The organism is Fructilactobacillus fructivorans, assembly GCF_001434095.1.
Lineage (GTDB): Bacteria > Bacillota > Bacilli > Lactobacillales > Lactobacillaceae > Fructilactobacillus > Fructilactobacillus fructivorans.
In genome coordinates this window covers 80,476-104,066 of sequence record NZ_AZDS01000001.1, presented here as the reverse complement: position 1 = coordinate 104,066, position 23,591 = coordinate 80,476, and the positions used below count along the sequence as shown (strand labels likewise).

Here is a 23,591-nt window from a genome sequence, read left to right as displayed (position 1 = left end):
AATGATAAAGCCTTACCTTAATAAACAATTTAGCTTTTAATGCGAAACATAATAACCGCAGCCGCAATGGCAACATTTAATGACTCTGCATTTCCTTTAATGGGAATGTATAAGTTATCATTAGTCATTTTTAGTAAGTCTTTATTCATTCCATTTCCCTCGTTACCCATAATTAAGGCAAAATTATCCATTGGCTGGACATCTTGATAATTAATTGCATCTGGATTTAACTCGGTTCCGTATATTTTAACGTGCTGTGCTTTAAATATTTCCATGGCTTTCTTTAAGTTCATCCGAATTACAGGCAGATGAAATTGACTACCCTGCATTGCACGCAAAACTTTACCATTATACTCACTAGAAGTTCCATCACCAAAAATAACACCAGCAAATCCAGCTGCATCGGCAGTTCGCACCATCGTTCCAATGTTGCCCGGATCTTGGACGTTATCAAGTAATAGCCAAGCTCCACTGTCTTTTTGAACGTTAAAACTTTGTTCCTCAATTTTACATACGGCAAAAATCCCCTGAGTCGTCGAAGTATCACTCAATTCGGCCGCAATTTCATCTGATATGACAATAATATTCTCACCAGAAAGATCATCACCATGAGCTAAATACTGGTCCTCGGTAGCCAAGATGGTCACTACTTGATTCAAATTAAGATAATTAATGGCTTCTTGCACCAAGTGCCAACTTTCAATTAAGTATTCGCCACTCTTCTGGCGACCTTTATGCGTGTGCAATTTTTTGATTTCTTTAATGGTTTGATTTTGTTTAGAATTAATTCTTTCCATTTATATTCCCTTTCAAATGAATTAGAATTGAGATAGTTGTCTTCATCATATCACAGTCATAGCTTAAGCTTTTAAGGAGATTAATTTGTTAAACAATCAATCGGTCAAAATAACTGTATCAGGACTCGTGCAGGGAGTCGGATTTAGATATAGTACCAAGGAAATTGCTGAACATTACTCAATCAGTGGCAGTGTTAAAAACATGGCAAATGGAAATGTTTTAATTATTGCAAGTGGCTCTAAACAAAATCTCGATAAATTTATCAATGAGATCAAAACTTCGCCTAATAGCTTTGCTCAAATTCAAAACGTAAAGGTACAACCGGTGAAACTTAACCAACACCCTCGTTCATTTACAATTAAAATATAACTTGAAATTGATGAAATACGCCGATTAGGTTAATATGTAACATGTCACTTAAAAGTTAGGAGTTAACTAAATGAAAAAAATTAAGAAACTGGGCCTTTTCGGTTTTATTGCTATGGTTGGAATATTTCTAACTGGATGTGTAAGAACGGATTCTAAGGGTCGTCCATTTGGATTTGTTTATCATTATCTAGCAATTCCAGGACAACATGTTATGGACTGGTTGGCTCAATATGTTGGTGGTTATGGTTGGGCATTGATTGCCATTACTGTAATCGTTAGAACTCTCCTTCTCCCAATGATGATTAGTCAGACGAAGAAGTCCACGATTCAGCAAGAAAAGATGAATTTGGTCAAACCACAAATGACTAAAATTCAGCAGCTTTTAAAGAAAGCAACCACTCAGGAACAACAAGTTGCCTTGAATCAACAAATGATGCAACTTTATAAGGATAATGGCATTAGCATGACCGGCGGGATTGGATGTTTACCATTCTTGATTCAATTGCCCGTTTTTGCTGCCTTATATGCTGCCATTCGTTACTCACCCGAAGTCTCCCACACTGTTTTCATGGGAATTAAGCTGGGACAATCTAGTATTATATTGGCAATTCTCTCATTTGTAGCATATGCTCTTCAAGGTTATCTTTCCACCGTGGGAATTCCCAAAGAGCAAAAAAAGCAAATGGCTATTATGATGTTAATTAGTCCAATTATGATCTTATTTGTTACCTTGTCATCTCCAGCTGGACTAGGAATTTACTTCTTTATTGGTGGATTATTTGCTTGTGTTCAAACCTTTATTATTAACCTCTCCCGTCCTCGAATCAGGAAGCAAATTAATGAAAAGGCAAAACAAAACCCACCCAAAGTTGTTATTCCAAAAGAATTAGAAGAAGAAATTGAAACTGGTAGCGAGCCAGATTCAAACACCACTTCTAACAACCATAAAAGTTCTGCTAAAACCGAAGTTGAAGAAGAACACGAAAATAACCGAAAACGAAATGCTGGAAAGCAGCAACATCATCACGATGAATAACTCAGAAAACCGACAAAAGTTTGTCGGTTTTTTGTACAAAAAAAGAACTTCAAAAACCCATGGTGTTTTTGAAGTTCTTTTTTAATTAACCTTTTTTGGCAACTACTTCTTTGCCATCATAGTAGCCACAGTTTGGGCATACAAAATGTGATTTACGTAGTTCACCACAGTTAGGACATGGACTCATGCCAGGAACTGATAAACTGTCATGCGAACGACGCATGTTTCTTCTTGCTTTAGAAGTCTTTCTCTTTGGTACAGCCATTATTCACAACCTCCTCTTAATTTGATTTCCACTAGTGAATTTTTAAGTCTTGTCATCGTCTGAAGGTTTGAAATCCTTTAATTTTGCAAGACGTGGATCAACATTTTTATCTTCTTTCTCCTGACGATTAAAATCGTCTTCAGAAATAACTTCCCAGTCATTCCCTTTAGGCATCCCTTTGCCATTTTGTTCCTCAGGTGAAAGAACCTGCATTGGAATGTTTACAATTACATTGTCAGCAACGGCCTTATCAAAATCAATCATGCCGCTATCACCAACAATTAATACAACTTCTTCATTGTCATATCGATTAAGTGCCGTTTCAGTTAATACATAAATCTCACTAATGTGAAAATCCATGGGTAACTTAACTGGCGTCAACGATCGTGAAGAAGGAACTGTCACACTTCCCTTTACGTCTGCATCAATAATGATGTCCCCATTATCGGGAGTTGCTTTAGCAGTAACTTCAAAGGGAGTAGAGTCTAGAATTGTTTCTGGATATCGATGAATCAAATCATCTTTTAAATCCACCGTTTCATGAGTCGTAAACGGTTCTCTCTTATATCCAAGGAGCTTTTCAAATGACCACTTCATAATTAAACCTCCAATGCAACACGATTAATTATACATACCATAATTTTTATTGTCAAGGCTCTGTGCTTGATAGCACAATTGCCTAAATCATAATGGGATGAGTGAACTTATCCTGAATTCTACCATTCAACATTCCATATAAAATTCCCGAATGACATTCTATTTCTAACGTCTTATTAAAGGCATCTTTTCCAATTCGGTCAACAATTGGAAATCTAACCGTCTTTTTAACCTGATTCAAATAATTTCGACCATTCTGATTCATTCCCAAGACACGGATGACTTGCCTAGAATTCGCCATTTCTGTTTCTGTCATTTGAAACAACGTGTAGACCAACAATCTTTGGAGGCGTGTGTACGTGTATCGTTTAGTTTTAATATCAGTCATAAAAGAATCATAAGTTTGATCTTTTATGGCAGCTTGTTTTAACCGATACTCGAGCCCCTCCCTCATTTGATAAATCCGTCCTAAATCAGACAAACTACTCTGAGTTAATTCATACCTCAGATAAGGCCAAAAATCTGACCAGAAAAGAGGCTTTTCAGTTTCAATATGAACCGAGGAACGAGGAATAAATTTTTGATAGGAATCATCATGAGAACGAATTGCAGAACGAATCGCTTTGCCACTAGCAATCTTACCCGCTAGCTTATCACTATTATGTCCGCTTGCATAACGTTTAATTGGAATGAGCTTTAGCGGGAAACTCAATTGCCGATTAGCCTTAGCATACCAAAATGCCAACGTATCATTTGGCTGATTAAGATCAATTCCACTCTGTTTTTTAACAGTACGCCGAAATAATTCAGGATAAGTATAGCGATAATCATGAAACTCATTAGATTTCCCAATGGTGACAGTTGCTAATTTCATAAAATCCCAATCACTGTGTTCACTACCAAAGGATAAATATGAACACTTCATACTACTTACAAGATTAACCGCTCGCTGAGCAAAAATACTAGCAGGTTGAACAGCATCCACGATTGGAAGCTCAATCACTAGATCCGCTCCATTTTCTAAGGCCATTTGGGCTCTCACCCATTTATCATAGATCGCAGGTTCCCCTCTCTGGGTCCAATTACCACTCATAAAGACAATGGTAGCATCTGGATGAGTCAATTGTTTAGCCTGTTGTAACTGATAAAGATGTCCGTTATGAAACGGGTCATATTCCGATATTATCCCCATCGCTTTCATCATTATTATTCCTCGCTACATACAAAGAACCATCGCGTCGTATCATCATGAACTTCATCATTACCAAAATCACTGCTTACCCGAACATTATTAAATCCGGCAGACTTTAAAGCGTCCTGATATTCAATCAGTGAATAAGTTCGTTCCTTATGAGTCTCATTATATTCATCAAAAGCATCAAGCTCATGATTGTAATCAAAAAATGATAGGTCGTGTTCGACCGAATGTGGAACATTACCAATAAAAGTATTCCACATAAAAGCACGATCACCATCATTAGTATTAAACATGTAGCCGGGGTAAACGATATCCGTCTGATAAGGTGTAATTACGTCAAATAAAAACTTGCCATCATTACTTAAATGGTTTCTCACCTGAGCAAACATCTGCATAACTTGATCAATGTTTGCTAAGTAACAAATTGAATCATCAAAACACGTAATTGCCCCATACTTTGGTAATCCATCTAAATCAAGCATATTAGCGTTAATCAACTCAACATCAAAAATTCCATTTTCATTCAAGTGATCATTTGCAATCGCTAACATGTCATCAGATAAATCAGCGCCAGCAACTTGATAACCGGCATTTTTCAATTGAACTAATAGTCGTCCAGTTCCACAAGCTAAATCCAAGATCCGAGCACTTTTAGGAACATTACTCACTACAAAGTTACACCACTTTTTATATAATTCATTGTCAAATAGTTCATCATAAAATGATGCAAATTCCCCATAAATCATGCTAGTCTTCACTTATCCAATCGGTAACATCAACATTAGGTGCATCAGACCACAATTTTTCTAAATTGTAAAAGGCTCGTTGTTCACTCTTAAAGATGTGAACAATGATGTCACCCAAATCAATTAAGACCCACGCACCACTATTCAATCCTTCAACACGAAGTACTTCTACGTTTTCTTCATCCAATTTATCAATAATATCATTGGCAATGGCCTTTACTTGACGGGCACTTGGCGCATCCATAATGACAAAGTAACGTCCAACCAACGACAACTTTTCAATATCTAGAACAACGATATCGTGAGCTCGTTTGCTGTCAGCTGTCTTAACAATCCCTTGTAAAACTTTCATATTATCCATAATATCTCCTACTACTTTCCAGCAACAATCACATTAAAAGTTGAAATTGCTCCAGGATAAATTGCTTTTCCATTATTTGCCAAATATGAAATGGTACTCTTAGTTTGATATTTCACACCATCCCATAGGTTTTGGCGGGTAATTTTCCGAGCTTCATCTACCCCATCAAATTCACGACCAGGCTCAATGTAATCAGCCATATAGGTAATTTGTGCAATCTTATCCATGTATGGAGATCCAATTGTATGGTATTTAATGGCGTTAAGAATCCGATTGTCATGAATTCCAAGTTCAGACTCAACGATCAAATAACCAACATAACCATGCCAAATTGATCTGCCATAGTTAAGCAATTCGGGATTTAAATGGTGCGATTTAATAATATCGATGAACTCTGAATCAGGACGCTGTTTAGCGTAATCATGAACCAAACCGCTAAGTCCAGCAAGTGTAGGATCAACATCAAATCTTTTTGCTAAATCAATGGCCGTGTCTTCAACTCTTAAACAATGTTGAAACCGTTTGTCTTTTAATGTGTCCTTTAATTTGGCAACAATTTGGTCTCGGTTATACTTAGAATACTTTTGATAATCTAATTTTTCCTTATTCATATAAATGATGCTCCTCAATATAATGTAAAACCTCGTCTGGCAATAAATATCGAACGCTACTTCCATTTTTGATATTTGACCGAATGAGCGACGATGAAATTGCAACCTCAGGAGAATTAATCCAAGTAACGGGATAATCAGTTCCTTTGGAATTTCCTAGACGATTAACTCCCACGAATTTAACCATTTTTATCAAATCATCAATTCGATACCACTTTGGCAGATATTCCACCATATCACCACCAACAATAAAGTAATAGTCAACGTTTGGATGCAACTGCTTCAATTCACTTAGGGTATCATAACTGTAACTTTTTCCCCTTCGCTTTATTTCAATCAATTCAATCTGAAATTTAGAATTATTTTCAATCGCCAAGTTAATCATATTCACCCGATCTTGAGCGTCGATGGCCGTTTTATGATCAACGTGCGGAGGAAAATAATCTGGCATAAACAACACGGAATCAAGGCTTAATTGCGTCAATGCTTGCTCAGCCATAATTAAATGTCCATAGTGAATCGGATTAAAAGTTCCACCTAAGATTCCAATCCTTTTACGCATTTATCAATCTCCTATAAATCAGATACTTCAACTGATAACTTACGTGAACTTTCTTTACAAGACTCCTTAAATAATAAGAGAGTTTTTCCGATGGTTTGAACAATTTGAATGTCAGAGTTTTCTTCAATAAATTGTTTTACGTCCTTAACGTCAACATCAGCAGTTTGTTGAATGTTAATCTTAATTAATTCACGATTATCAACCGCGCTTTTTACTTCATCCAACCAAGTTTGGTCTAATCCATTCTTGCCAACCGAAAAAATAGGACGCATATGATTGGCCTTTGACCTCAAAAATCGTTTTTGTTTTCCCTTTAAATCCATCGTTAGATACTCCTAAAACATTGCTTTCCTAATCAACACTGAAACACCCTTAGGCGCATATCCCGCTACCGTTGATCCCTTTGGTACGGTAATCCATCCTAATCCTTCAATTACTAAGTCACTTCTATCAGTAACTTTAAATTCATACCTTTGTAACTCTATCACGTTATCTTTTCCAGTAGGTGGAGTTAAAAGCTCCCCAGCGTGTTTATCGAAAAATTCATCTGCATTTTCTAATTTAGTTCTGTGAATCATTAAATTATTATCAGCATAAACCGTAAATCCGTGGCGTTCACCAGAAATAAAGTCAAACCGTCCAATTGCACCTAAAAATAGTGTTTGTCCTGGATCTAATTGATAAGTTTTGGGCTTAATTCTTTTCTGTGGTGAAACATACTTTAAATCTTTAGAACCTAAGTAATGCGCCATCTGTCCCTCATGAATTACTCCTGGCGTATCAATTAGTTCCCTTCCATCTTCTAAAGGAATTTTAATTAAATCAAGTGTCGTACCAGGAAACTTAGAAGTCGTAATAACCTGTTTCTCGCCGGTACTTTGTTGAATGATCTGATTAATTAAAGTTGATTTTCCGACATTTGTCACACCTACAACGTAGACATTACGACCTTTTTGATGATTGGAAATCGCCTTTAGTAAATCATCCACAGACTGATTGGTTTTAGCCGAAACCAATTCAATATCAATCGGGCGAATCCCGTTTTTATTGGCCATCTGCCGTAACCAATCCTTAACTTTATTATGGTTAAAAGACGATGGAAGTAAGTCAGACTTATTACCAACTAGAATGATTGGGTTTTTGCCCACAAAACGTTGAATGCCAGGAATCATACTTCCATCAACATCAAAAACATCCACTACATATACTACCAGTGAATTAGTTTCACTAATTTTACTCAATAACTTTAAAAATTCATCGTTAGAAACACGACTCGGTTCAATTTGATTGTAGTGACGCAATTTAAAGCAGCGTTGACAATACAATTTCCCGGAATCGATCCCCTTCTTAATAGCAGAAGTTGGGGTATAACCAACGGCATCTGGATCAGTATCCTGAATTTCTGCTCCACACCCGATACAATACAGGGGCTCCTTACTTTCATCGTTATTCATTAATCAATATCATCCTTCCACTTCAAATCATCATACTTGCGCATTAATTTAGTGTAAACAAAGGCCTCAAAAAAGCGATTAATACGCGTATTCCATGCATCTGAAGTAACCAAGGGCTTTACTAAGATACTTCGAATTCTAGTATTATTAGCTGCCCAAATATCCGTTAAAATCTGATCACCAACCATCACAACTTGACTGCGCTTTAAATGATACGTTTTAAGGGCCCGTAAAATACCAAAAGTTAGTGGCTTTAAAGCACGGGCTACAAATGGTAATTGAAGACTATTCAACGCTTTTTCAATCCGTTCGCGATTATTATTAGAAACAACGATTACTCTGATCCCATAATCACGAATTCGTTCTAACCATTCATGTAACTGAACGGTCCCCTCAGGATTGTTCCATGGAATTAGAGTGTTATCTAAATCAGTTAAAATCGCACTAATCCCATAACTTTTAAGTTTTTCTGGGGAAATTTGATAAATATTATTAACCATCCAAGTTGGTTTGAATAATGATAGCATATAAACCTCTCTGTAAATAAGAATTGATGTTTCTATTTTAAATCATTTATGTATAGATTGGGAGCATCCCAATCCGATAAAAAAACTTCCACCAAACAAAAGCGGTGAAAGTTTTTTAGCTTATTTTAATGCTGCTTTGGCTTTTTCAGCTAGTGCAGAGAAAGCATCCGCATCGTTAACTGCTAAATCAGCCAACATTTTTCTGTTCATATCAATGTTAGCAAGCTTCAATCCATGCATGAATTTACTGTAACTCAAACCGTTGTTTCTAGTAGCGGCATTGATTCTAGCAATCCAAATTTTTCTGAAGTTACCTTTGTTGGCACGACGGTCACGAAAGGCATACTCTTGTGACTTCATTACTTGATCTTTAGCAGTTTTGAACAAACGATGCTTAGCACCGCGATATCCTTTAGCTAATTTAAGAACACGTTTACGACGATTACGTGTGGTAGTTCCACCTTTTACTCGTGGCATATTAAAATCCCCCTATACAAACTATATTATTCGCTTATTTTTGTAGTAATTCTTTGTAAGTCTTCAAGTTTGACTTAGCCATCATACGTGTTCCACGTAAGTGTCTACGTTGCTTCTTAGTTTTACCGTGGAAACGGTGACTAGTGTAGGCATGACCACTCTTTAGGCCACCATTAGCAGTCTTTCTGAAACGTTTAGCAGCAGCACGATTTGATTTCAATTTTGGCATATTATATTCCTCCTCATCGATTCATAACTCAGCTCACTGAATTATTTCTTTTCATTCTTACTTGGTGCAAGCATTAAGAACATACTTCGGCCATCCATCTTTGCTCGTTGAGTAACATCGGCAACATCAGAAGTAGCCTCAGCCATCTTATTAAGAACATCTCTTCCAATACTTTTATGAGTAATGGCACGTCCCTTAAATCTAATAGAAACACGAACACGTTCGCCCTTTGTTAAGAACTTCTTTGCATTCTTGAGCTTAGTATTAAAATCATTACTATCAATTGTAGGACTTAATCTAATTTCTTTAACGCTAACCGTCTTTTGACGCTTACGAGCTTCACGCTCTTTCTTTTGACGATCAAAACGATACTTCCCATAATCAATTATTTTAGCTACGGGTGGTTTAGCCTTAGGAGCAACTACAACTAAATCCAAATTAGCCTCTTCAGCAATTGCTAAAGCTTCCTTAGTAGATTTAATTCCTAATTGATCTCCATTAGCACCGATTAATCTCAATTCACGGGCATGGATGCCCTCGTTAACCATCTTATCTCTTGCTATGGTAATTCACCTCCAAGTAATTTTAAGCAGAAAAATAGCGGATGCCACAAAGCACCCGCTACACCTAAAAATATTAGGACTTTCATTCGTAGATTGCCCAGCGATCAAAATCACTCAGGCGAGAAGCGGGAAGCTTCTGCTTTTGACTACATTATCGTACCAATTTTATTTAACTTTGTCAACAGACTTTGATTTAGAATCATCGTCATCGTTTCTAGAATAGGTAGCAATATCATGAAGAACTTCAGAGATAAAGTCATCGATCGACATATCTCTACTATTATCTTCACCATATTTACGAACTGAGACCGTATTGTTCTTAATCTCATCATCACCAACAACAATTGTATATGGAATCTTCTTAGTTTGTGCATCTCTAATTAGATAGCCCATCTTTTCACCACGTTCGTCAACGTTGGAACGTAATTTTAAGGCACGGAATTTTTCGTTTAACTTACGTGCATAATCACCGTGTTTGTCATCACTGACCGGGATGATCTGAATCTGATCAGGTGCAAGCCAGGTTGGAAAGGCCCCCTTATACATCTCAATTAGATAAGCTGTAAATCTTTCCATTGTCGAAACAATCCCTCTATGAATCATAACGGGACGGTGTTCCTTCCCATCTTCTCCAACATAGTGAAGATCAAATCGTTCTGGCAACATGAAGTCTAACTGAATGGTAGATAAAGTTTCTTCATTTCCAAGAGCCGTCTTAGTTTGAACGTCAAGTTTTGGACCATAAAAGGCCGCTTCACCTTCCGCTTCAACATAATCAAGGCCTAAATCGTCCATGGCACCCTTTAACATTGTTTGTGCCTTATTCCACATTGCATCATCATCAAAGTACTTTTTAGTGTTCTTAGGATCACGATAACTCAATCTGAAAGTATAATTATTAATATCAAAGTCATGATAAACTTCCATCATCAAATTCAAGATCTTTTTAAATTCTTCTTGGATTTGATCTGGAGCAACAAAAGTGTGACCATCATTCAAGGTCATTTCACGAACTCGTTGTAAACCACTAAGAGCACCAGATTTTTCGTATCGATGCATCATTCCTAATTCAGCAATTCGTAATGGTAGTTCCTTATATGAACGAATATGGTGGTTATAAATTTGAATATGTGATGGACAATTCATTGGACGAAGCTCAAGCATTTCGTCATCATCCATCTTCATTGGTGGGAACATGTCATCTCGATAATGATCCCAATGACCAGACTGCTTGTATAAGTCAAGATTAGCTAGGACTGGAGTGTAAACATGTTGGTAACCATGGGCAATTTCCTTGTCAGTAATGTAACGTTCGATGGTTCGACGAATCGTAGCACCCTTTGGCATCCAATAAGGAAGTCCTGCACCAACCTTAGGATCAACAAAGAATAGATCAAGGTTATTCCCAATCACACGATGATCACGTTCCTTAGCTTCTTTACGATGCTTTAAATCCTCATCCAAAGCATCTGCTTTAAAGAAAGCTGTTCCATAAATTCGTTGAAGCATTGGGTTTGATGACTTACCTTCCCAGTAAGCACCAGCAACTGACAATAACTTAAAGTGCTTAAGATCTTTTAGACTTGGAGCAACAACACCCTGTGCCAATGTTTTGACACCATCAATGCTATAAAAAAGAATGTTATCTGAATCAATTTTAGCAATTAATTTAGCTTGGTAAGGATCGCCATCAACTTCTTTTAATGCATCATCTTTACTTAAGTAAACTCTGTTAACCGTTGCATTGTTTTTGATGATTTTCTTCATTTTAGAAGCTAATTCTTCAAGTTCATCTGAACTAACCTGACGATCTTCCTTATCAGTGTCAACAAAGAAGCCATCCTTATCAGCGGAAATTTCACCAATTCTGATATCATGATACTTCTCTTTTACCGCTGTCTCTAGTAACTGAGCAGCACCTTGTCGTAAAATTTGAAGACTTTCATCCGAACCAGAGGTAATAATATCAATCTTGCCACCTTGGTCTAAGGGTTGCATTAGATCAATCATTTTACCATCCAATTTAGCAGCTACGGCTTTTTTAGCCAAACTAACTGAAATTGACTTAGCAATGTCTTCAGCAGTTACTCCAGAATCAAATTCTTTCTTGTTGCCATCTGGAAATTCAAATGATAATTTAGCCATTCTATTCATTCCTTTCATAAAAAAAGTCCCTAGTAAATAAATACTAGGGACGCCATTTAGCGCGGTTCCACCCAAATTCGTCCATAAACTGGACATCTCGTTTAAAACCTATTATTAATGTCATTAAATAAAGGCGGTAAGTCAATTACTCCAAACAGATAGTTTCCAGAAAACCTATCCTCTCTGTGAATCTTGTAATTACTCATATCCTTAACAACTATCAGTCTAAACAACGACTTGTTTCATGTCAAGAATAATCCTTATTTATTCCGTCGGTTTCTGCCGTTTAATTCGACCGGCCTTGATAAAAATTTTATCCGTTCCATCAAACGCTTGGCCTTCAAGGGTTCTTCATCACCCTGCGAATTGATTTTTAGATGCTCTTCTTCCAATTGATCCATCGAAAAATTAGAACTGAAAAAAGTCGGAAGTTCATTTTGCATTCGATATTCTAAAATTACCCCAAGGATATCATCCCGAATCCAAGATGACATCGAGTCCGCCCCAATGTCATCAATCATCAAAATCGGCGCGGTTTTAATTTCATCAAGTTTTCCACCAACTTGATTATTTCCAATTGCATTTTTAATTTCCACTGCAAAGCTAGGAAAGTGAATCAGAACAGTACTAAATCCATCTGATGCCAATCGATTAGCAATTGCTCCAAGTAGATAGGTCTTTCCAACTCCAAATGGACCATACAAGTACAAGGCCTGCTGAAATTGCTTGGGATTGTCCTCATATGATTCAATAAAGTCAAGAGATTTCTCAAGTGCCTCAGCCCGATCAGCCGTTTGATCATAATTACTAAGACTTGCTTCCTTGATTCCCTTTGGCATTGAAATGGATTTAATTCGTGAAGCAAATTGTTCCTGCTTCTGCTTATTAATCAATGCTTGAGTTGGTCGATAAGAAACATCAATTAGATGATCACTTAAAACTAACGTGGGTTGATAACCCTTCGCAAAGTTTTCATTACCATCTTTTAATTTCTTCTTTTCATTTACAAACTCATACAATTTAGAAGCCGACCGTTTCACTACGTCATCACTAAGCTCTTTTTGGTGTTCCTTTAAAAATCGTTTTACGTCCGGATCAGAATAAACAGAATTCATTAATTGTTGGTAATTCTGATTGAGATTTTTCTTTTTCATCAACTCACTCATTTCATCACTAACATTTTTCATGTTTATTCATCTCCTGACTTTTTATTCAATGACTTTAATTTTTCTGAAATTCGTTTCCGTTGTTCATCAGAAAGTTGCTTATCACTTTGCTTTGCTTTTCTTGGCTTTGCCCAATCAGGAAGAGTTTCTCTGACGTTTCCATGTTTTCTATAGTTTCTTTTTCTACTACCTTTACTCTGAACTTGATTTTCTTGATGATGCTTAATGTCATTAATTGCTGCCGTAGCACCATTAATTTTTCTTTGTGACCAATCATTAGCAATGGTATCAATCAAATTTTTATTGATGGTTGGTTTCTCCTCATCAATTAAAATATGATAAACAAGCATGTTAATGGCACCATTACTTAACGTATTACGATTAACTAATTCCGATAAAATTCGTTCTTCCGCAGAAGTCGTGAATCCACCCTTCTCATTCTTTAAAGAATCAAGAAAATCAACCGGAGCGGAAGTCTCCGCAATTTGCGCCAACTGTTGTTCTTGAGATGATAAATCTGATTTACCCTTAACCACTTCAGCAGTTTGGTTAGATCCATTGTTTGAATTCTTAACGTTCATTTGATTTCTTCTTGAAACTAAAATCTTAAACTTTTTGGGATCAAAGCGATTATTAACTAAATTACTAGCTTTTTCAACGTATTGGGCCATCTCAATTTCACTAATTCCGTATAAACGATTGGTGTTACTTAATAACGTTTCATACTTCTTAATGCTCTCAGTTTCAACAAAGGAGTTATCTAAAATATTCAATAATAACTTGAAATCAAATTGATCATTTTGGAGTTTGTCATTGAATTGACCTTCAACTTGACTGGTTTTATCTTTGACCTTTTTAATCACATCGGGTTGGTTATTTACCTGATTATTATTAACGGAAAATACCTGTAAAAAATTATGAGTTTGATCATCTAAATCACTAAAGTCAAATTGTTTCGGTAACATCTGATCCGATAGTTGTAAATAACGATCTTCGCCCACCATTTCTAATAATAATAGACTAAGCAAACTATCATTAAAAAACAAATCAGGCTCCAAGGGAGTAACAAGATCATACTTGTATAATCCCATTTCATCAGAATGATCCAGGTATGTTTTAAGTAATCCAGCGCCTTCAAGCTTCATCAATGCATCCTGAAGTTCCTTGGCATCAATTCCCAAATCAGACATTAATTCAAAGTTAACGTGCCGACTATCATCAACTAACCATAAAAAATTGTATAAAGCATACGCATTTTTCCCAATGATTGGCACGTACAACAAGTCAATATAATGGTGTTCAACGTTACTAATTGGTCGTTTTCGATAAACTTCAAAGTCACTTTTAGGATTAATTCCGTTGATCATTCTTTATTCTTATCCTCATTATTCTCTTCTTCATCATCCATCAATTCTTTGAGTTTGTTATAAAAGACAGACATATCTTTAAACTGTCGATAAACACTTGCAAAGCGAATATAGGCAATCTCGTCAACCTCTTTTAATCCTTTCATAACGCCCTCACCAATTGTCTGGCTTGAAACCTCATGACTACCATCATCAGCGTCATAGGCAATTTTTTCAACTTTATCAACAATGTGATTCATCTGTTCCATAGAAACTGGTCGCTTTTCGGAAGATCTTACGATTCCTCTTAAAATTTTAGAGCGATTGAATTCTTCCCGGTCACCATTCTTTTTTACAACTAACAGTGGCGTGGATTCAATGATTTCAAAAGTAGTGAAGCGAAATCCACATTCTTCGCACTCTCTTCGCCGACGAATGCTTTCGCCATCTTTAACACGACGACTTTCTAAAACTTTTGAACCAATATGATGGCATCGTGGACATTGCATTTTTTCACCTTCATTAACTACACATCACTTACTAATGTGTACCAATCCCTAACCAATGATTTCAACTGAGCTGGAGTTCCCGAATTATCAATACACCAATCCGATAATTGGGACTTAATCGACTGTGACCACTGCGAACCAATCATTTTACTTGCTTGACTAATCGAAACGTTATTTCTTTTCATTAACCGTTTTATTTGAATCATAGGATCACAAGTAATCATAAGATTACTATCCGTCAGGATTTGAAAACCATTTTCAAAAAGAGTCGGCGCATTTAAAATTACTAAATGACGATCTTGTAACTGATTTAGTTCCTCTTTGACAGTCCGAAAGACAAACGGATTAACGATCTGAACCAATTGCTTCATTTTATCATGATCGGTAAACACCATTTTACCCAAAGCCTTTCGGTTAACTTGGCCATTACTAATTGATGCAGGGCCAAACAATTCGTAAATTTGTTGAATTAAATCATGGTTATTCTGTTCTAATTCATGTGTAATTGCATCTAAATCAAGCGTAGGAATTCCCAGTGCAATTAAATCATCACTGGCTGCCGATTTTCCAGTTGCAATTCCACCCGTTAGCCCAATTACTTTACTCACTCAAATCACCATGAACTCTTTGACAGTATGGACAAAAGCTGGTTCCTCTCTGAGCAACTTTGATTTTTTCGATGGGAGTTCCGCATCGTTCACATGGTTGCCCCTTCTTACCATAAACATGAAGATGATTTTGAAAGCTACCTTCCTCACCAAAAGCATTTTTATAGGTAAAAACCGTGGTTCCATGACCTTTGATTGCCAACTGAATTTCTTTAATAATATTTTTCCTTAAGGTCTCAATCTCTTGATCACTTAAATAATTAGTAGCTTGTTCAGGATGAATTTTTGACAACCACAGCGTTTCATCAGCATAAATATTTCCAATTCCAGCAATATTAGATTGATCTAACAAAAAAGCTTTGATTTTTCGATGTGATTTATGCAACTGTTTTTTTAAATAGTCAAACGTTAAATCTTCTTCAGTCGGCTCAGGGCCAATTTTATTCAATCCCGACAAGTCATAAACTTGAGAATCCTTAACTAAATTCATTTTACCGAATTTTCTTGTATCGTTATACCGCAATTCACGTTCATCATTTAAATGAAAAACAACGTAAGTGTGTTTTTGGTTCTCAGTTCCCTCAGGAACAACATCATATTTCCCTTCCATTCGCAAATGAGAAACTAACGTATAATCATCGCTTAAGCGAATTAAAAGATACTTTCCTCTTCGATCAATCTGTAGAATTTCTTTTCCAGCTAACATGTTTTCAAATTCCTTAGCTGGCATATTTAACATTTTTGGATACAAAGCATCCACAGATACAATCGTTGTACCTTGTACAAGATTGGTTAAACCTCTTCTGATTGTTTCAACCTCAGGTAACTCAGGCATCCCTATACCCCATTATTTTTTAATATCATACCAATTTGGACCATAATGACTTTCAACCTTTAATGGTACATCTAAATCAACTGCTGAATCCATAATACTTGGAACTAATTTTTCCAACACTGGAATTTCATCCTTGGGTGCTTCAAAAATTAATTCATCATGAATTTGAAGTAACATCGTAGCTTTTAAACCACGCTTTTTTAATTCCTTTTGCATCCTGATCATAGCAACCTTAACAATATCAGCAGCACTCCCCTGAATGGGGGAATTCATTGCAGTTCTTTCAGCAAATGATCGCTTCTGAAATTGTTTAGAGTTAATGTCTGGCAAATAACGGCGACGCTTCATAATGGTCTCCGCGTAGCCATGATCCTCAGCAAATTTTACACTATCTTCGGTATACTTTTTAACACCTGGATATTCCCTAAAATACTTATCAATGAATTCTTGAGCTCGTTTTCTTGAAATCCCGGTATTCTTAGCCAGTCCGTAAGCACTAATTCCATACACAATTCCAAAGTTTACGGCTTTAGCCTGTCTTCTAAGTTCTGAAGTTACATCCTCATTACTTGGTAGTTCGAAAATTCTTCGTGCAGTAGCGGCATGAATATCTTCACCATTTTTAAACGCTTCCTGCATGTTCTTATCCCCAGAAATGGCAGCTAAGACTCTTAGTTCAACTTGAGAATAATCAGATGAAAAAAGTTCCCAATCCTTGTGACGTGGAACAAATGCTTCTCTAATTTTGCGTCCTTCCTCAGTTCGAACGGGGATGTTTTGCAAGTTTGGATCAACCGATGATAATCGACCAGTCTGAGTTAACGTTTGCAAATAACGGGTATGAACCTTATGATCACGAGAATAAATATCCTTCTTGATTCCATCAATATAGGTTGAAATTAGTTTTGAAAGCTGTCTGTAAGCTAACACATTATCGATAATTGGATTTAATCCGGCCAGTTTTTCTAAGACATCAACTGAAGTTGAATACCCAGTCTTAGTTTTTTTAACTACTGGCAACTTTAGTTTATCAAACAGAATCTCACCCAATTGTTTTGGCGAGCCGATGTTAAACTCTTCACCGGCTTCTTGATAAATAGCCTGTTCAATTTCAGAAAGATGCTCGGTAAACTTACTTTTAAGTGCTTCTAAAGTATCAACATCAACAGTAATTCCCTCAATTTCCATGTCGCTTAGAACATAAGATAAAGGAACTTCCATGTTGCGATAAAGATCCAATTGATTGTGCTTTTTCAGATCGTCAATCATTTTATCCTTTAATTCGTCAATTGCCAATGCTTTTCTAACAATGTGAGTAAAAAAGACATGATCATCAGCCGGAATTTCTTTTTTCTTCCCGGTTCCATAAACTTCACTATCCGGCTTAACCCCATAGTAATTATGACGATTAGCCACCTTAGCGAGATCATTACTGTTATCCAAGGTGTTCAACAGGTACGATGCAAGCAACATATCAAAATCAACACTATTTAACTTTATGTTCTCCCGATTAGCAGCCACAATCTGAGCTTTGGCGTCAAAAACATTCTTTTTAATATTTTTATTCTCTAAAATATTTTTTATTTTGGGATCATCTAAAAGATCATTATCACGACTTACATACCAGTGGTTCCGATTACCAATAACAAAGCCCGCAAAGGGTGCCCTGTGATAATTTTCCTCCAGCATTTCAATGTTAAACACAATTTCCCCAGATAACTGGTCTAATTCATCTAAATTATCCTTAGTTAATACAGTATATTTAACGTCTGGAAGTTTTTCAGCATCCTGATTACTAGCACCTTCCATTTCTCGTAAAAATGATTTCATATTCATTTTTTTATAAAAATCAACTAATTTATCATTATCAGCCCCATCATATTTCAAATCTGACAATGAAATTGTGAGTGGTGCATCACGATCAATAGTAGCTAATTTTTTCGCAAGCAAAGCCTGATCTTTGTCCCTAATTAGATGTTCTTTTAATTTTTTACCAGAGACCTCATCAATGTGCTCATAAAGGTTCTCAATACTTCCAAATTGCTGAATTAATTTTACAGCAGTCTTAGGTCCAACCTTTTCAACTCCAGGATAGTTATCAGAATTATCACCTTGAAGTCCCTTAACATCAATAATTTGTTCCGGGGTAATTCCCATCGTCTCTTTTACAAATGCGGGGGTATACTTCTCAATTTCACTAACACCCTTCTTGGAAATCGCAACGGTCACTTTATCCGAACAAAGTTGAGTAAGATCACGATCGCCAGTTATGATAGTGACATAATAACCCCTTTTCGAGGCTTCTTTAGCAAGGGTTCCAATAATATCGTCTGCCTCATAATTTTTTAGTTCATAGGTTTTAATACCACGATCATGCAGTAAGTCCATAACAAATGGAAACTGTTCTCGCAATTCATCGGGCATTTTGGCGCGTCCAGCCTTATAATCTTCATACATTTTGGTTCTAAAGGTTGTCTTTCCTGCATCAAAAGCAGCAAGGGCTGACGTAGGTTGAACATCCTTTAAAATATCGTCTAGCATTCGGTTAAAGCCATAAATGGCACTGGTATGCAAGCCGTCTTCGTTGGTAAAACGCTCCAATGAAGTAAATAACGCAAAGAATGCTTTATACGTTAAAGAGTTCCCGTCAATTAATAATAATTTCTTGTCTGCCATAAAATTCTCCTTTAGAATTAATTACTATTATTTTAACACTTATAATCAATTCAACTGCGAAAAAAAACATGACCCGTTCGGTCATGTTTTTTATGTTAATCTCGATTATTTCCAAAAATGCCAAAGATTTCGAGAAGGAAAGTAAATAAGTTAAGAAAATCAAGATATAACTGAAGTGCTCCTGAAATTGCTAGCCCATTGACATTAATTTCACCAGCATATTGATTGTACATTTTCTTTAAATTTTGAGTATCAGTAGCACTCAAAGCAGTAAAGATAATGATTCCAATTGCTGAAATAAATAATTCAATCCAAGGATTTCTCAAGAACAAATTAATTACCATCGCAATGATTAAAGCAATCAAAGCGGCAAATAACTGAGTGCTCAATTTAGTTAAATCCTTATGGGTGGTGAATCCAATTGCACTCATCACTAAGAAGATACTTGCGCTGGATACTAATGCTGCTCCAATGGTTCCTAGGTTAAAGGCAATGAAAATGTAACTAAGCGAAAAACCAGTTAAAACCGAGAAGACTAATAGACCAATAAAGCTTAACGTCGGATTGCTTTGAGCAAATCCTGAAATCACAAATGAAATAATAAACCAAACTACTAATATGACTAAACCAGAAGCTCCACTACTAATGTTTGGCATAAAAACACTACTTAAATATGCAGAAATAGCAGAAATCAACACTGCAATTCCCATAATCCCATATACTTTGGTAAAAAACGCGTTGAGTCCTGCGTTGTCTCCAACCATTCGACGACCGCTTTCTCCATCAAAATTATTCATTTTTTATTCTCCTTTAATTAACCTTCTTGCTCAAGTGACTTAATAATTCTTCATACGCCCTCTCATATTTTTGAATATCTCCAGCACCCATAAATATTACCACGGCATCGTGATATTGCAACAGAGGAGACATATTTTCTTCCTCAATCAGGCCACCATCTTTGGTAATCTTATTGACTAAGTCCTCACTTTTAACGTGTCCAGACTTTTCTCTAGGCGAACTATAAATTTTAGTAACGTAAACCTTGTCAGCTTTACTCAAAGTTTTAGCAAAATCATCAAGGTATGCAATGGTACGACTAAAAGTATGGGGCTGAAAAACAGCAATAATTTCCTTATTTGGATATTCCTGTCTTGCAGCATCCAAAGTAGCTTTAATCTCAGATGGATGGTGAGCATAATCATCAATGATCGTCATATCGCCAACTTTAATCTGAGAGAAACGACGCTTAACTCCCTTAAAGGTTTGAAGTTCTCGTCTAATTTCATCTAAATTAACGTCTTCAAAGTAAGCAACTGCGATTACTGCTAATGAATTCAAGACGTTATGTTCACCATACAATGGAATACTAAATTCTCCGAGATCTTTTCCATTATACTTAACGTTAAAAGTTGATCCGGCAGTTGTTCTCTTGATGTCAACGGCCTGAAAATCATCATCATCACTAGTTCCATAGTAATAAATGGGAACTGACGCCTTTAGCTTTCTTAAGTTCTTATCGTCGCCCCAAGCAAAAATAGCTTTCTTCACTTGATTTGCAAACGTTTGAAATGCATCAAACACATCTTCAATCCCGGTGTAATAATCAGGATGATCAAAATCAATGTTAGTCATAATTGCATAATCTGGATAAGTAGCTAGAAAATGTCGGCGATACTCGTCAGCTTCATAAACAAAGAAACGAGCATCAGGAGTTCCCTTACCAGATCCATCACCAATCAAAAAGTCAGTTGGAGCAATGCCACCAAGTACGTGAGATAGTAACCCAGTTGTACTGGTTTTACCATGGGCTCCACAAACCCCAATACTCGTGTAACCCTCAATTAATTCTTCAAGAAAATCTGGATAACTATAAATTTTTAATCCTAATTCTTCAGCTCTCTCAATCTCAGGATGAGTATCAGGGAAAGAATTACCTTTAATAATGGTCATTCCCTTTTTGATATTATCAGGATTAAATGGTTCAATCTTAATTCCAGCATTTTCTAGTCCTTGCTGGGTAAATGTATATTTCTCAATGTCAGATCCCATGACTTTGCAGCCACGATCATGCAGAATCAGTGCCATTGCACTCATTCCGGTACCCTTAATTCCCACAAAAAAATAAGTGGTATTTTTATTAATATTAGTCATTTTAGTTGGAATTCCCCTTTTTATTGTCTGATTTAATCATACCAATTAAAGTAACGAAAATCTAAGAATTTAGATATTCAATTTAGCAAGTTCTTTCTCATTCAAATAAACATCCCGCGGCTTCGAACCATGCTCACCTGAAATGAAGTTATTTTGTTCCAGATCATCAATAATACTAGCTGCTCGATTATATCCGATTGAAAAGACTCGTTGCAACTTAGAAGTAGAAATTCCATCTTCTTTGGCAATGTACTTTAAGACTGATTTCCATAAATCATCGTGTTGTTGAGCTTGTTCGGCACTTTTCAGTAATGATTTAGGTTGAAATTCATATTTTGGTGTTTCCTGACTCCGCACTTGTGCACATACTCTCTCAACTTCTTGATTCGTCACAAATGCACTTTGAAGTCGGACTGGCTGACTGGCGCCACTACCAAGATAAAGCATATCACCCTTACCAAGTAGTCGTTCTGCCCCACTTTGATCAATAATGGTTCTCGAATCAACCTGACTAGATACCATAAATGCAATCCTAGTAGGAATGTTATTTTTAATCGTCCCAGTAACAATGTCCACACTTGGTCGTTGAGTAGCAACAATCAGATGGATCCCAGCAGCTCGGGCTTTCTGTGTAATTCTTACAATATAATCCTGAACTTCATTTGATGCAACCATCATTAAATCAGCCAACTCATCAATTACAACCAAAATTTGAGGCATCTTATCAGCATCACGTCCACTCTTGTGGGCCTGTTGGTTATATTGCGTAAGATTTCTTACCCCGGCAGCCGCCAATCGTTCGTAACGATTATCCATTTCTTCAGTAACCCATTTAAGGGCTGCCGAGGCTTCTTTTGGATCAGAAACAACTGGTGTCAAAAGATGTGGAATCCCGTTATAAGGTGCTAATTCCACCGCTTTAGGATCAATCAAAATCATTCTTAAATCACGTGGAGAATTTCGATACAATAAGGAAACCAACAAACTGTTTATAAACACACTTTTTCCAGAGCCAGTTGCTCCAGCAATCAAAGCATGTGGCATTTTCTGAATGTCAGCTGTCTTGGATACTCCACCAATACTCATTCCAAGTGCAACTTCTAAAAGTGATTGACTATCGGAGAAAGAACTTGAATCCAAAATTTCAGACAACATTACTGGTCTTGGCTTGGGGTTTGGAATTTCAATTCCAACCGTTGACTTTCCAGGAATTGGTGCTTCAATTCGAATATCCTTTGCAGCTAACGCCATCTTTAAATCATCAGTAAGATTGGTGATCTTACTGACTTTAACTCCCAACTCTAACTTTACTTGGAACTGAGTTACCGTTGGACCATCCGTCCAATCAACCACATGGCCATGAACCCCAAACGCCTTTAAAGTATCATCTAGCGTCTGGACTTGTTTTTCAATCCATTCACTTAACCCATCATCAGAAGAAGAAACCGGTGGATTTAACAGATCCTTTTTAGGAAATTGATATTCTGTCCTTCCCTGATTAGACTCTACTAAATGGTCATTTTGATCGTTTGGATTTTCGATGACTGAATTATCATGTTCTTCAACTGGTTTTGTTTTCTTTTCAACATGATGATCAGTATCATCATTTTGAAGTTGAACATCATTTGGCTGATTAATTTCTTTTCTCGATTCAGCATTTACATTATCGTGATGAGCCTTGGATGCCGATTCATCTGACTTTAACTTAGCACCTTCATCCTTGCCATCACTAAATAATGCCAAGTTAGCTGCCAATCCGCTTTCTTCTTTAAAAATATCAGCAAGTGAATGGCCAAGTTCCCTGTCACCATCAGGACTTTCTTTATCATTTCCTGAGTTATCCACAGCCTCTGAGTTATCCACAATGTTTTCATTATTATTTACATTATCCTTCATGATTGGCTGTGTGTCGTTATCCCAAACATTTAGGTCATCATTCGGGATGGCACTCGGATCTTTAGGATCCAAATAAAGAACAAAATCATCATCGCTCTTTTCCAATTCAACTGCAGCATCCTCATATGGTTTACTAATGGAGTGATTAATTGAGTAAAAATTATCATTTTGAGCACGTGAACGTGGAGTAAATTCCTTAGTTCTTTCAACTAAAGAATTCCGTGATTCAACATAGTGCTTTTTATCATCCTTGAATCGTAGTTGGAAATTACTCCGATACTTGGGTTGATAACGAGAACTAAAATGATTCTGTTTAACAGCAGAATCATCATTATGAATGACTTTTTTATTCAGTTGCTTGGTTGGTTTTTGCAAATCATTAATTTTTCTATCGCTATTTTTAAAGGGAACCTTCCCATTAAAATACTTACGATAAAATGCTGGTCCATCATAATGTTCCAATTTA

26 protein-coding genes and 1 other annotated feature are annotated in these 23,591 nt (G+C 36.5%); of the genes, 2 read left to right on the top strand and 24 right to left on the bottom strand.

Translation table 11 applies throughout. The features are described from left to right. Nucleotides 1-29: 29 nt before the first annotated feature. Nucleotides 30-797, bottom strand: a complete 768-nt coding sequence (locus tag FC73_RS00605) for a TrmH family RNA methyltransferase (RefSeq protein ID WP_010021566.1) — start codon at nucleotides 795-797, stop codon at nucleotides 30-32. A gap of 85 nt (nucleotides 798-882) precedes the next feature. Here FC73_RS00605 and FC73_RS00600 point away from each other — a divergent pair, with 85 nt between their 5' ends. Further along, nucleotides 883-1,167 (top strand): acylphosphatase, encoded by a 285-nt coding sequence (locus FC73_RS00600; protein WP_010021567.1) that lies wholly within the window; start codon nucleotides 883-885, stop codon nucleotides 1,165-1,167. 70 nt (nucleotides 1,168-1,237) lie between these two features. Next, entirely contained in the window at nucleotides 1,238-2,203 is a 966-nt protein-coding gene (gene yidC, locus FC73_RS00595) for a membrane protein insertase YidC (RefSeq protein ID WP_010021568.1), read from the top strand. 85 nt (nucleotides 2,204-2,288) lie between these two features. Here the strand turns inward: yidC and rpmF are convergent, their stop codons facing one another. From rpmF to FC73_RS00480, 23 genes are all read right to left on the bottom strand, one after another. Continuing rightward, nucleotides 2,289-2,468 carry a 50S ribosomal protein L32 gene (gene rpmF, locus FC73_RS00590; RefSeq protein WP_010021570.1) on the bottom strand — a complete coding sequence of 60 codons (180 nt, stop codon included), beginning with the start codon at nucleotides 2,466-2,468 and terminating at the stop codon, nucleotides 2,289-2,291. A gap of 42 nt (nucleotides 2,469-2,510) precedes the next feature. Continuing rightward, nucleotides 2,511-3,065 carry a YceD family protein gene (locus FC73_RS00585; protein WP_010021572.1) on the bottom strand — a complete coding sequence of 185 codons (555 nt, stop codon included), beginning with the start codon at nucleotides 3,063-3,065 and terminating at the stop codon, nucleotides 2,511-2,513. Between the two features lie 82 nt (nucleotides 3,066-3,147). Then, the gene (locus tag FC73_RS00580; RefSeq protein WP_010021573.1) at nucleotides 3,148-4,269 is read right to left on the bottom strand and encodes a nucleotidyltransferase; all 1,122 of its coding nucleotides are present in this window, start codon (nucleotides 4,267-4,269) and stop codon (nucleotides 3,148-3,150) included. A 2-nt stretch (nucleotides 4,270-4,271) separates the two neighbouring features. Next, nucleotides 4,272-5,009: a class I SAM-dependent DNA methyltransferase gene (locus tag FC73_RS00575; RefSeq protein WP_010021574.1), complete on the bottom strand. Its 738-nt coding sequence runs from the start codon at nucleotides 5,007-5,009 to the stop codon at nucleotides 4,272-4,274. A 1-nt stretch (nucleotide 5,010) separates the two neighbouring features. Continuing rightward, complete coding sequence (rsfS, locus tag FC73_RS00570) at nucleotides 5,011-5,370, bottom strand: ribosome silencing factor (protein ID WP_029327101.1); 360 nt, start codon at nucleotides 5,368-5,370, stop codon at nucleotides 5,011-5,013. An 11-nt stretch (nucleotides 5,371-5,381) separates the two neighbouring features. Next, nucleotides 5,382-5,981 (bottom strand): bis(5'-nucleosyl)-tetraphosphatase (symmetrical) YqeK, encoded by a 600-nt coding sequence (gene yqeK / locus FC73_RS00565; protein ID WP_010021576.1) that lies wholly within the window; start codon nucleotides 5,979-5,981, stop codon nucleotides 5,382-5,384. Then, entirely contained in the window at nucleotides 5,974-6,543 is a 570-nt protein-coding gene (locus FC73_RS00560) for a nicotinate-nucleotide adenylyltransferase (RefSeq protein ID WP_010021577.1), read from the bottom strand. Before FC73_RS00560 ends, yqeK begins: the two co-directional genes overlap by 8 nt. 11 nt (nucleotides 6,544-6,554) lie before the next feature. Next, entirely contained in the window at nucleotides 6,555-6,866 is a 312-nt protein-coding gene (gene yhbY, locus FC73_RS00555) for a ribosome assembly RNA-binding protein YhbY (RefSeq protein ID WP_010021579.1), read from the bottom strand. Between the two features lie 12 nt (nucleotides 6,867-6,878). Beyond that, nucleotides 6,879-7,997 carry a ribosome biogenesis GTPase YqeH gene (gene yqeH, locus FC73_RS00550; protein ID WP_010021580.1) on the bottom strand — a complete coding sequence of 373 codons (1,119 nt, stop codon included), beginning with the start codon at nucleotides 7,995-7,997 and terminating at the stop codon, nucleotides 6,879-6,881. Further along, nucleotides 7,997-8,542 carry a YqeG family HAD IIIA-type phosphatase gene (locus FC73_RS00545; protein WP_328284172.1) on the bottom strand — a complete coding sequence of 182 codons (546 nt, stop codon included), beginning with the start codon at nucleotides 8,540-8,542 and terminating at the stop codon, nucleotides 7,997-7,999. Before FC73_RS00545 ends, yqeH begins: the two co-directional genes overlap by 1 nt. 102 nt (nucleotides 8,543-8,644) lie before the next feature. Continuing rightward, nucleotides 8,645-9,001 (bottom strand): 50S ribosomal protein L20, encoded by a 357-nt coding sequence (gene rplT, locus FC73_RS00540; protein WP_010021582.1) that lies wholly within the window; start codon nucleotides 8,999-9,001, stop codon nucleotides 8,645-8,647. Between the two features lie 34 nt (nucleotides 9,002-9,035). Further along, nucleotides 9,036-9,230 carry a 50S ribosomal protein L35 gene (gene rpmI / locus FC73_RS00535; RefSeq protein ID WP_010021583.1) on the bottom strand — a complete coding sequence of 65 codons (195 nt, stop codon included), beginning with the start codon at nucleotides 9,228-9,230 and terminating at the stop codon, nucleotides 9,036-9,038. A gap of 41 nt (nucleotides 9,231-9,271) precedes the next feature. Next, complete coding sequence (gene infC, locus FC73_RS00530; RefSeq protein WP_010021584.1) at nucleotides 9,272-9,778, bottom strand: translation initiation factor IF-3; 507 nt, start codon at nucleotides 9,776-9,778, stop codon at nucleotides 9,272-9,274. A 38-nt stretch (nucleotides 9,779-9,816) separates the two neighbouring features. Then, nucleotides 9,817-9,941 (bottom strand) — a sequence feature (ribosomal protein L20 leader region). 17 nt (nucleotides 9,942-9,958) lie between these two features. Beyond that, nucleotides 9,959-11,938, bottom strand: a complete 1,980-nt coding sequence (gene thrS, locus FC73_RS00525; protein WP_040472242.1) for a threonine--tRNA ligase — start codon at nucleotides 11,936-11,938, stop codon at nucleotides 9,959-9,961. 260 nt (nucleotides 11,939-12,198) lie between these two features. After that, nucleotides 12,199-13,125 carry a primosomal protein DnaI gene (gene dnaI / locus FC73_RS00520; protein WP_010021589.1) on the bottom strand — a complete coding sequence of 309 codons (927 nt, stop codon included), beginning with the start codon at nucleotides 13,123-13,125 and terminating at the stop codon, nucleotides 12,199-12,201. 2 nt (nucleotides 13,126-13,127) lie between these two features. Next, a complete protein-coding gene (locus FC73_RS00515) occupies nucleotides 13,128-14,471 on the bottom strand; it encodes a DnaD domain protein (RefSeq protein WP_010021590.1) in 1,344 nt (447 codons plus the stop codon). After that, the gene (gene nrdR / locus FC73_RS00510; protein ID WP_010021591.1) at nucleotides 14,468-14,959 is read right to left on the bottom strand and encodes a transcriptional regulator NrdR; all 492 of its coding nucleotides are present in this window, start codon (nucleotides 14,957-14,959) and stop codon (nucleotides 14,468-14,470) included. The genes FC73_RS00515 and nrdR overlap by 4 nt, the downstream gene beginning before the upstream one ends. A 17-nt stretch (nucleotides 14,960-14,976) precedes the next feature. Next, a complete protein-coding gene (gene coaE / locus FC73_RS00505) occupies nucleotides 14,977-15,567 on the bottom strand; it encodes a dephospho-CoA kinase (RefSeq protein ID WP_010021594.1) in 591 nt (196 codons plus the stop codon). Continuing rightward, entirely contained in the window at nucleotides 15,560-16,402 is an 843-nt protein-coding gene (gene mutM, locus FC73_RS00500; RefSeq protein WP_010021596.1) for a DNA-formamidopyrimidine glycosylase, read from the bottom strand. Before mutM ends, coaE begins: the two co-directional genes overlap by 8 nt. Nucleotides 16,403-16,414: 12 nt before the next feature. Beyond that, complete coding sequence (polA, locus tag FC73_RS00495; RefSeq protein ID WP_010021597.1) at nucleotides 16,415-19,078, bottom strand: DNA polymerase I; 2,664 nt, start codon at nucleotides 19,076-19,078, stop codon at nucleotides 16,415-16,417. A 95-nt stretch (nucleotides 19,079-19,173) separates the two neighbouring features. Further along, nucleotides 19,174-19,875 carry a Bax inhibitor-1/YccA family protein gene (locus FC73_RS00490; protein ID WP_010021598.1) on the bottom strand — a complete coding sequence of 234 codons (702 nt, stop codon included), beginning with the start codon at nucleotides 19,873-19,875 and terminating at the stop codon, nucleotides 19,174-19,176. A gap of 13 nt (nucleotides 19,876-19,888) precedes the next feature. Then, nucleotides 19,889-21,220 carry a UDP-N-acetylmuramate--L-alanine ligase gene (gene murC, locus FC73_RS00485; RefSeq protein ID WP_029327102.1) on the bottom strand — a complete coding sequence of 444 codons (1,332 nt, stop codon included), beginning with the start codon at nucleotides 21,218-21,220 and terminating at the stop codon, nucleotides 19,889-19,891. A 78-nt stretch (nucleotides 21,221-21,298) separates the two neighbouring features. Continuing rightward, nucleotides 21,299-23,587, bottom strand: coding sequence for a DNA translocase FtsK (locus FC73_RS00480; protein ID WP_010021600.1), 2,289 nt, complete (start codon nucleotides 23,585-23,587; stop codon nucleotides 21,299-21,301). Nucleotides 23,588-23,591: the final 4 nt, after the last annotated feature.

Coding starts and splice junctions, on each gene's coding strand:
- yqeK (WP_010021576.1), bottom strand. CDS start 5,981: ATGAATAAGGAAAAATTAGATTATCAAAAGTATTCTAAGTATAACCGA.
- yidC (WP_010021568.1), top strand. CDS start 1,238: ATGAAAAAAATTAAGAAACTGGGCCTTTTCGGTTTTATTGCTATGGTT.
- rsfS (WP_029327101.1), bottom strand. CDS start 5,370: ATGGATAATATGAAAGTTTTACAAGGGATTGTTAAGACAGCTGACAGC.
- nrdR (WP_010021591.1), bottom strand. CDS start 14,959: ATGCAATGTCCACGATGCCATCATATTGGTTCAAAAGTTTTAGAAAGT.
- FC73_RS00490 (WP_010021598.1), bottom strand. CDS start 19,875: ATGAATAATTTTGATGGAGAAAGCGGTCGTCGAATGGTTGGAGACAAC.
- FC73_RS00605 (WP_010021566.1), bottom strand. CDS start 797: ATGGAAAGAATTAATTCTAAACAAAATCAAACCATTAAAGAAATCAAA.
- infC (WP_010021584.1), bottom strand. CDS start 9,778: ATGGTTAACGAGGGCATCCATGCCCGTGAATTGAGATTAATCGGTGCT.
- rpmF (WP_010021570.1), bottom strand. CDS start 2,468: ATGGCTGTACCAAAGAGAAAGACTTCTAAAGCAAGAAGAAACATGCGT.
- FC73_RS00585 (WP_010021572.1), bottom strand. CDS start 3,065: ATGAAGTGGTCATTTGAAAAGCTCCTTGGATATAAGAGAGAACCGTTT.
- rplT (WP_010021582.1), bottom strand. CDS start 9,001: ATGCCACGAGTAAAAGGTGGAACTACCACACGTAATCGTCGTAAACGT.
- FC73_RS00580 (WP_010021573.1), bottom strand. CDS start 4,269: ATGATGAAAGCGATGGGGATAATATCGGAATATGACCCGTTTCATAAC.
- yhbY (WP_010021579.1), bottom strand. CDS start 6,866: ATGGATTTAAAGGGAAAACAAAAACGATTTTTGAGGTCAAAGGCCAAT.
- dnaI (WP_010021589.1), bottom strand. CDS start 13,125: ATGAAAAATGTTAGTGATGAAATGAGTGAGTTGATGAAAAAGAAAAAT.
- thrS (WP_040472242.1), bottom strand. CDS start 11,938: ATGGCTAAATTATCATTTGAATTTCCAGATGGCAACAAGAAAGAATTT.
- rpmI (WP_010021583.1), bottom strand. CDS start 9,230: ATGCCAAAATTGAAATCAAATCGTGCTGCTGCTAAACGTTTCAGAAAG.
- mutM (WP_010021596.1), bottom strand. CDS start 16,402: ATGCCTGAGTTACCTGAGGTTGAAACAATCAGAAGAGGTTTAACCAAT.
- polA (WP_010021597.1), bottom strand. CDS start 19,078: ATGGCAGACAAGAAATTATTATTAATTGACGGGAACTCTTTAACGTAT.
- FC73_RS00515 (WP_010021590.1), bottom strand. CDS start 14,471: ATGATCAACGGAATTAATCCTAAAAGTGACTTTGAAGTTTATCGAAAA.
- yqeH (WP_010021580.1), bottom strand. CDS start 7,997: ATGAATAACGATGAAAGTAAGGAGCCCCTGTATTGTATCGGGTGTGGA.
- FC73_RS00575 (WP_010021574.1), bottom strand. CDS start 5,009: ATGATTTATGGGGAATTTGCATCATTTTATGATGAACTATTTGACAAT.
- FC73_RS00560 (WP_010021577.1), bottom strand. CDS start 6,543: ATGCGTAAAAGGATTGGAATCTTAGGTGGAACTTTTAATCCGATTCAC.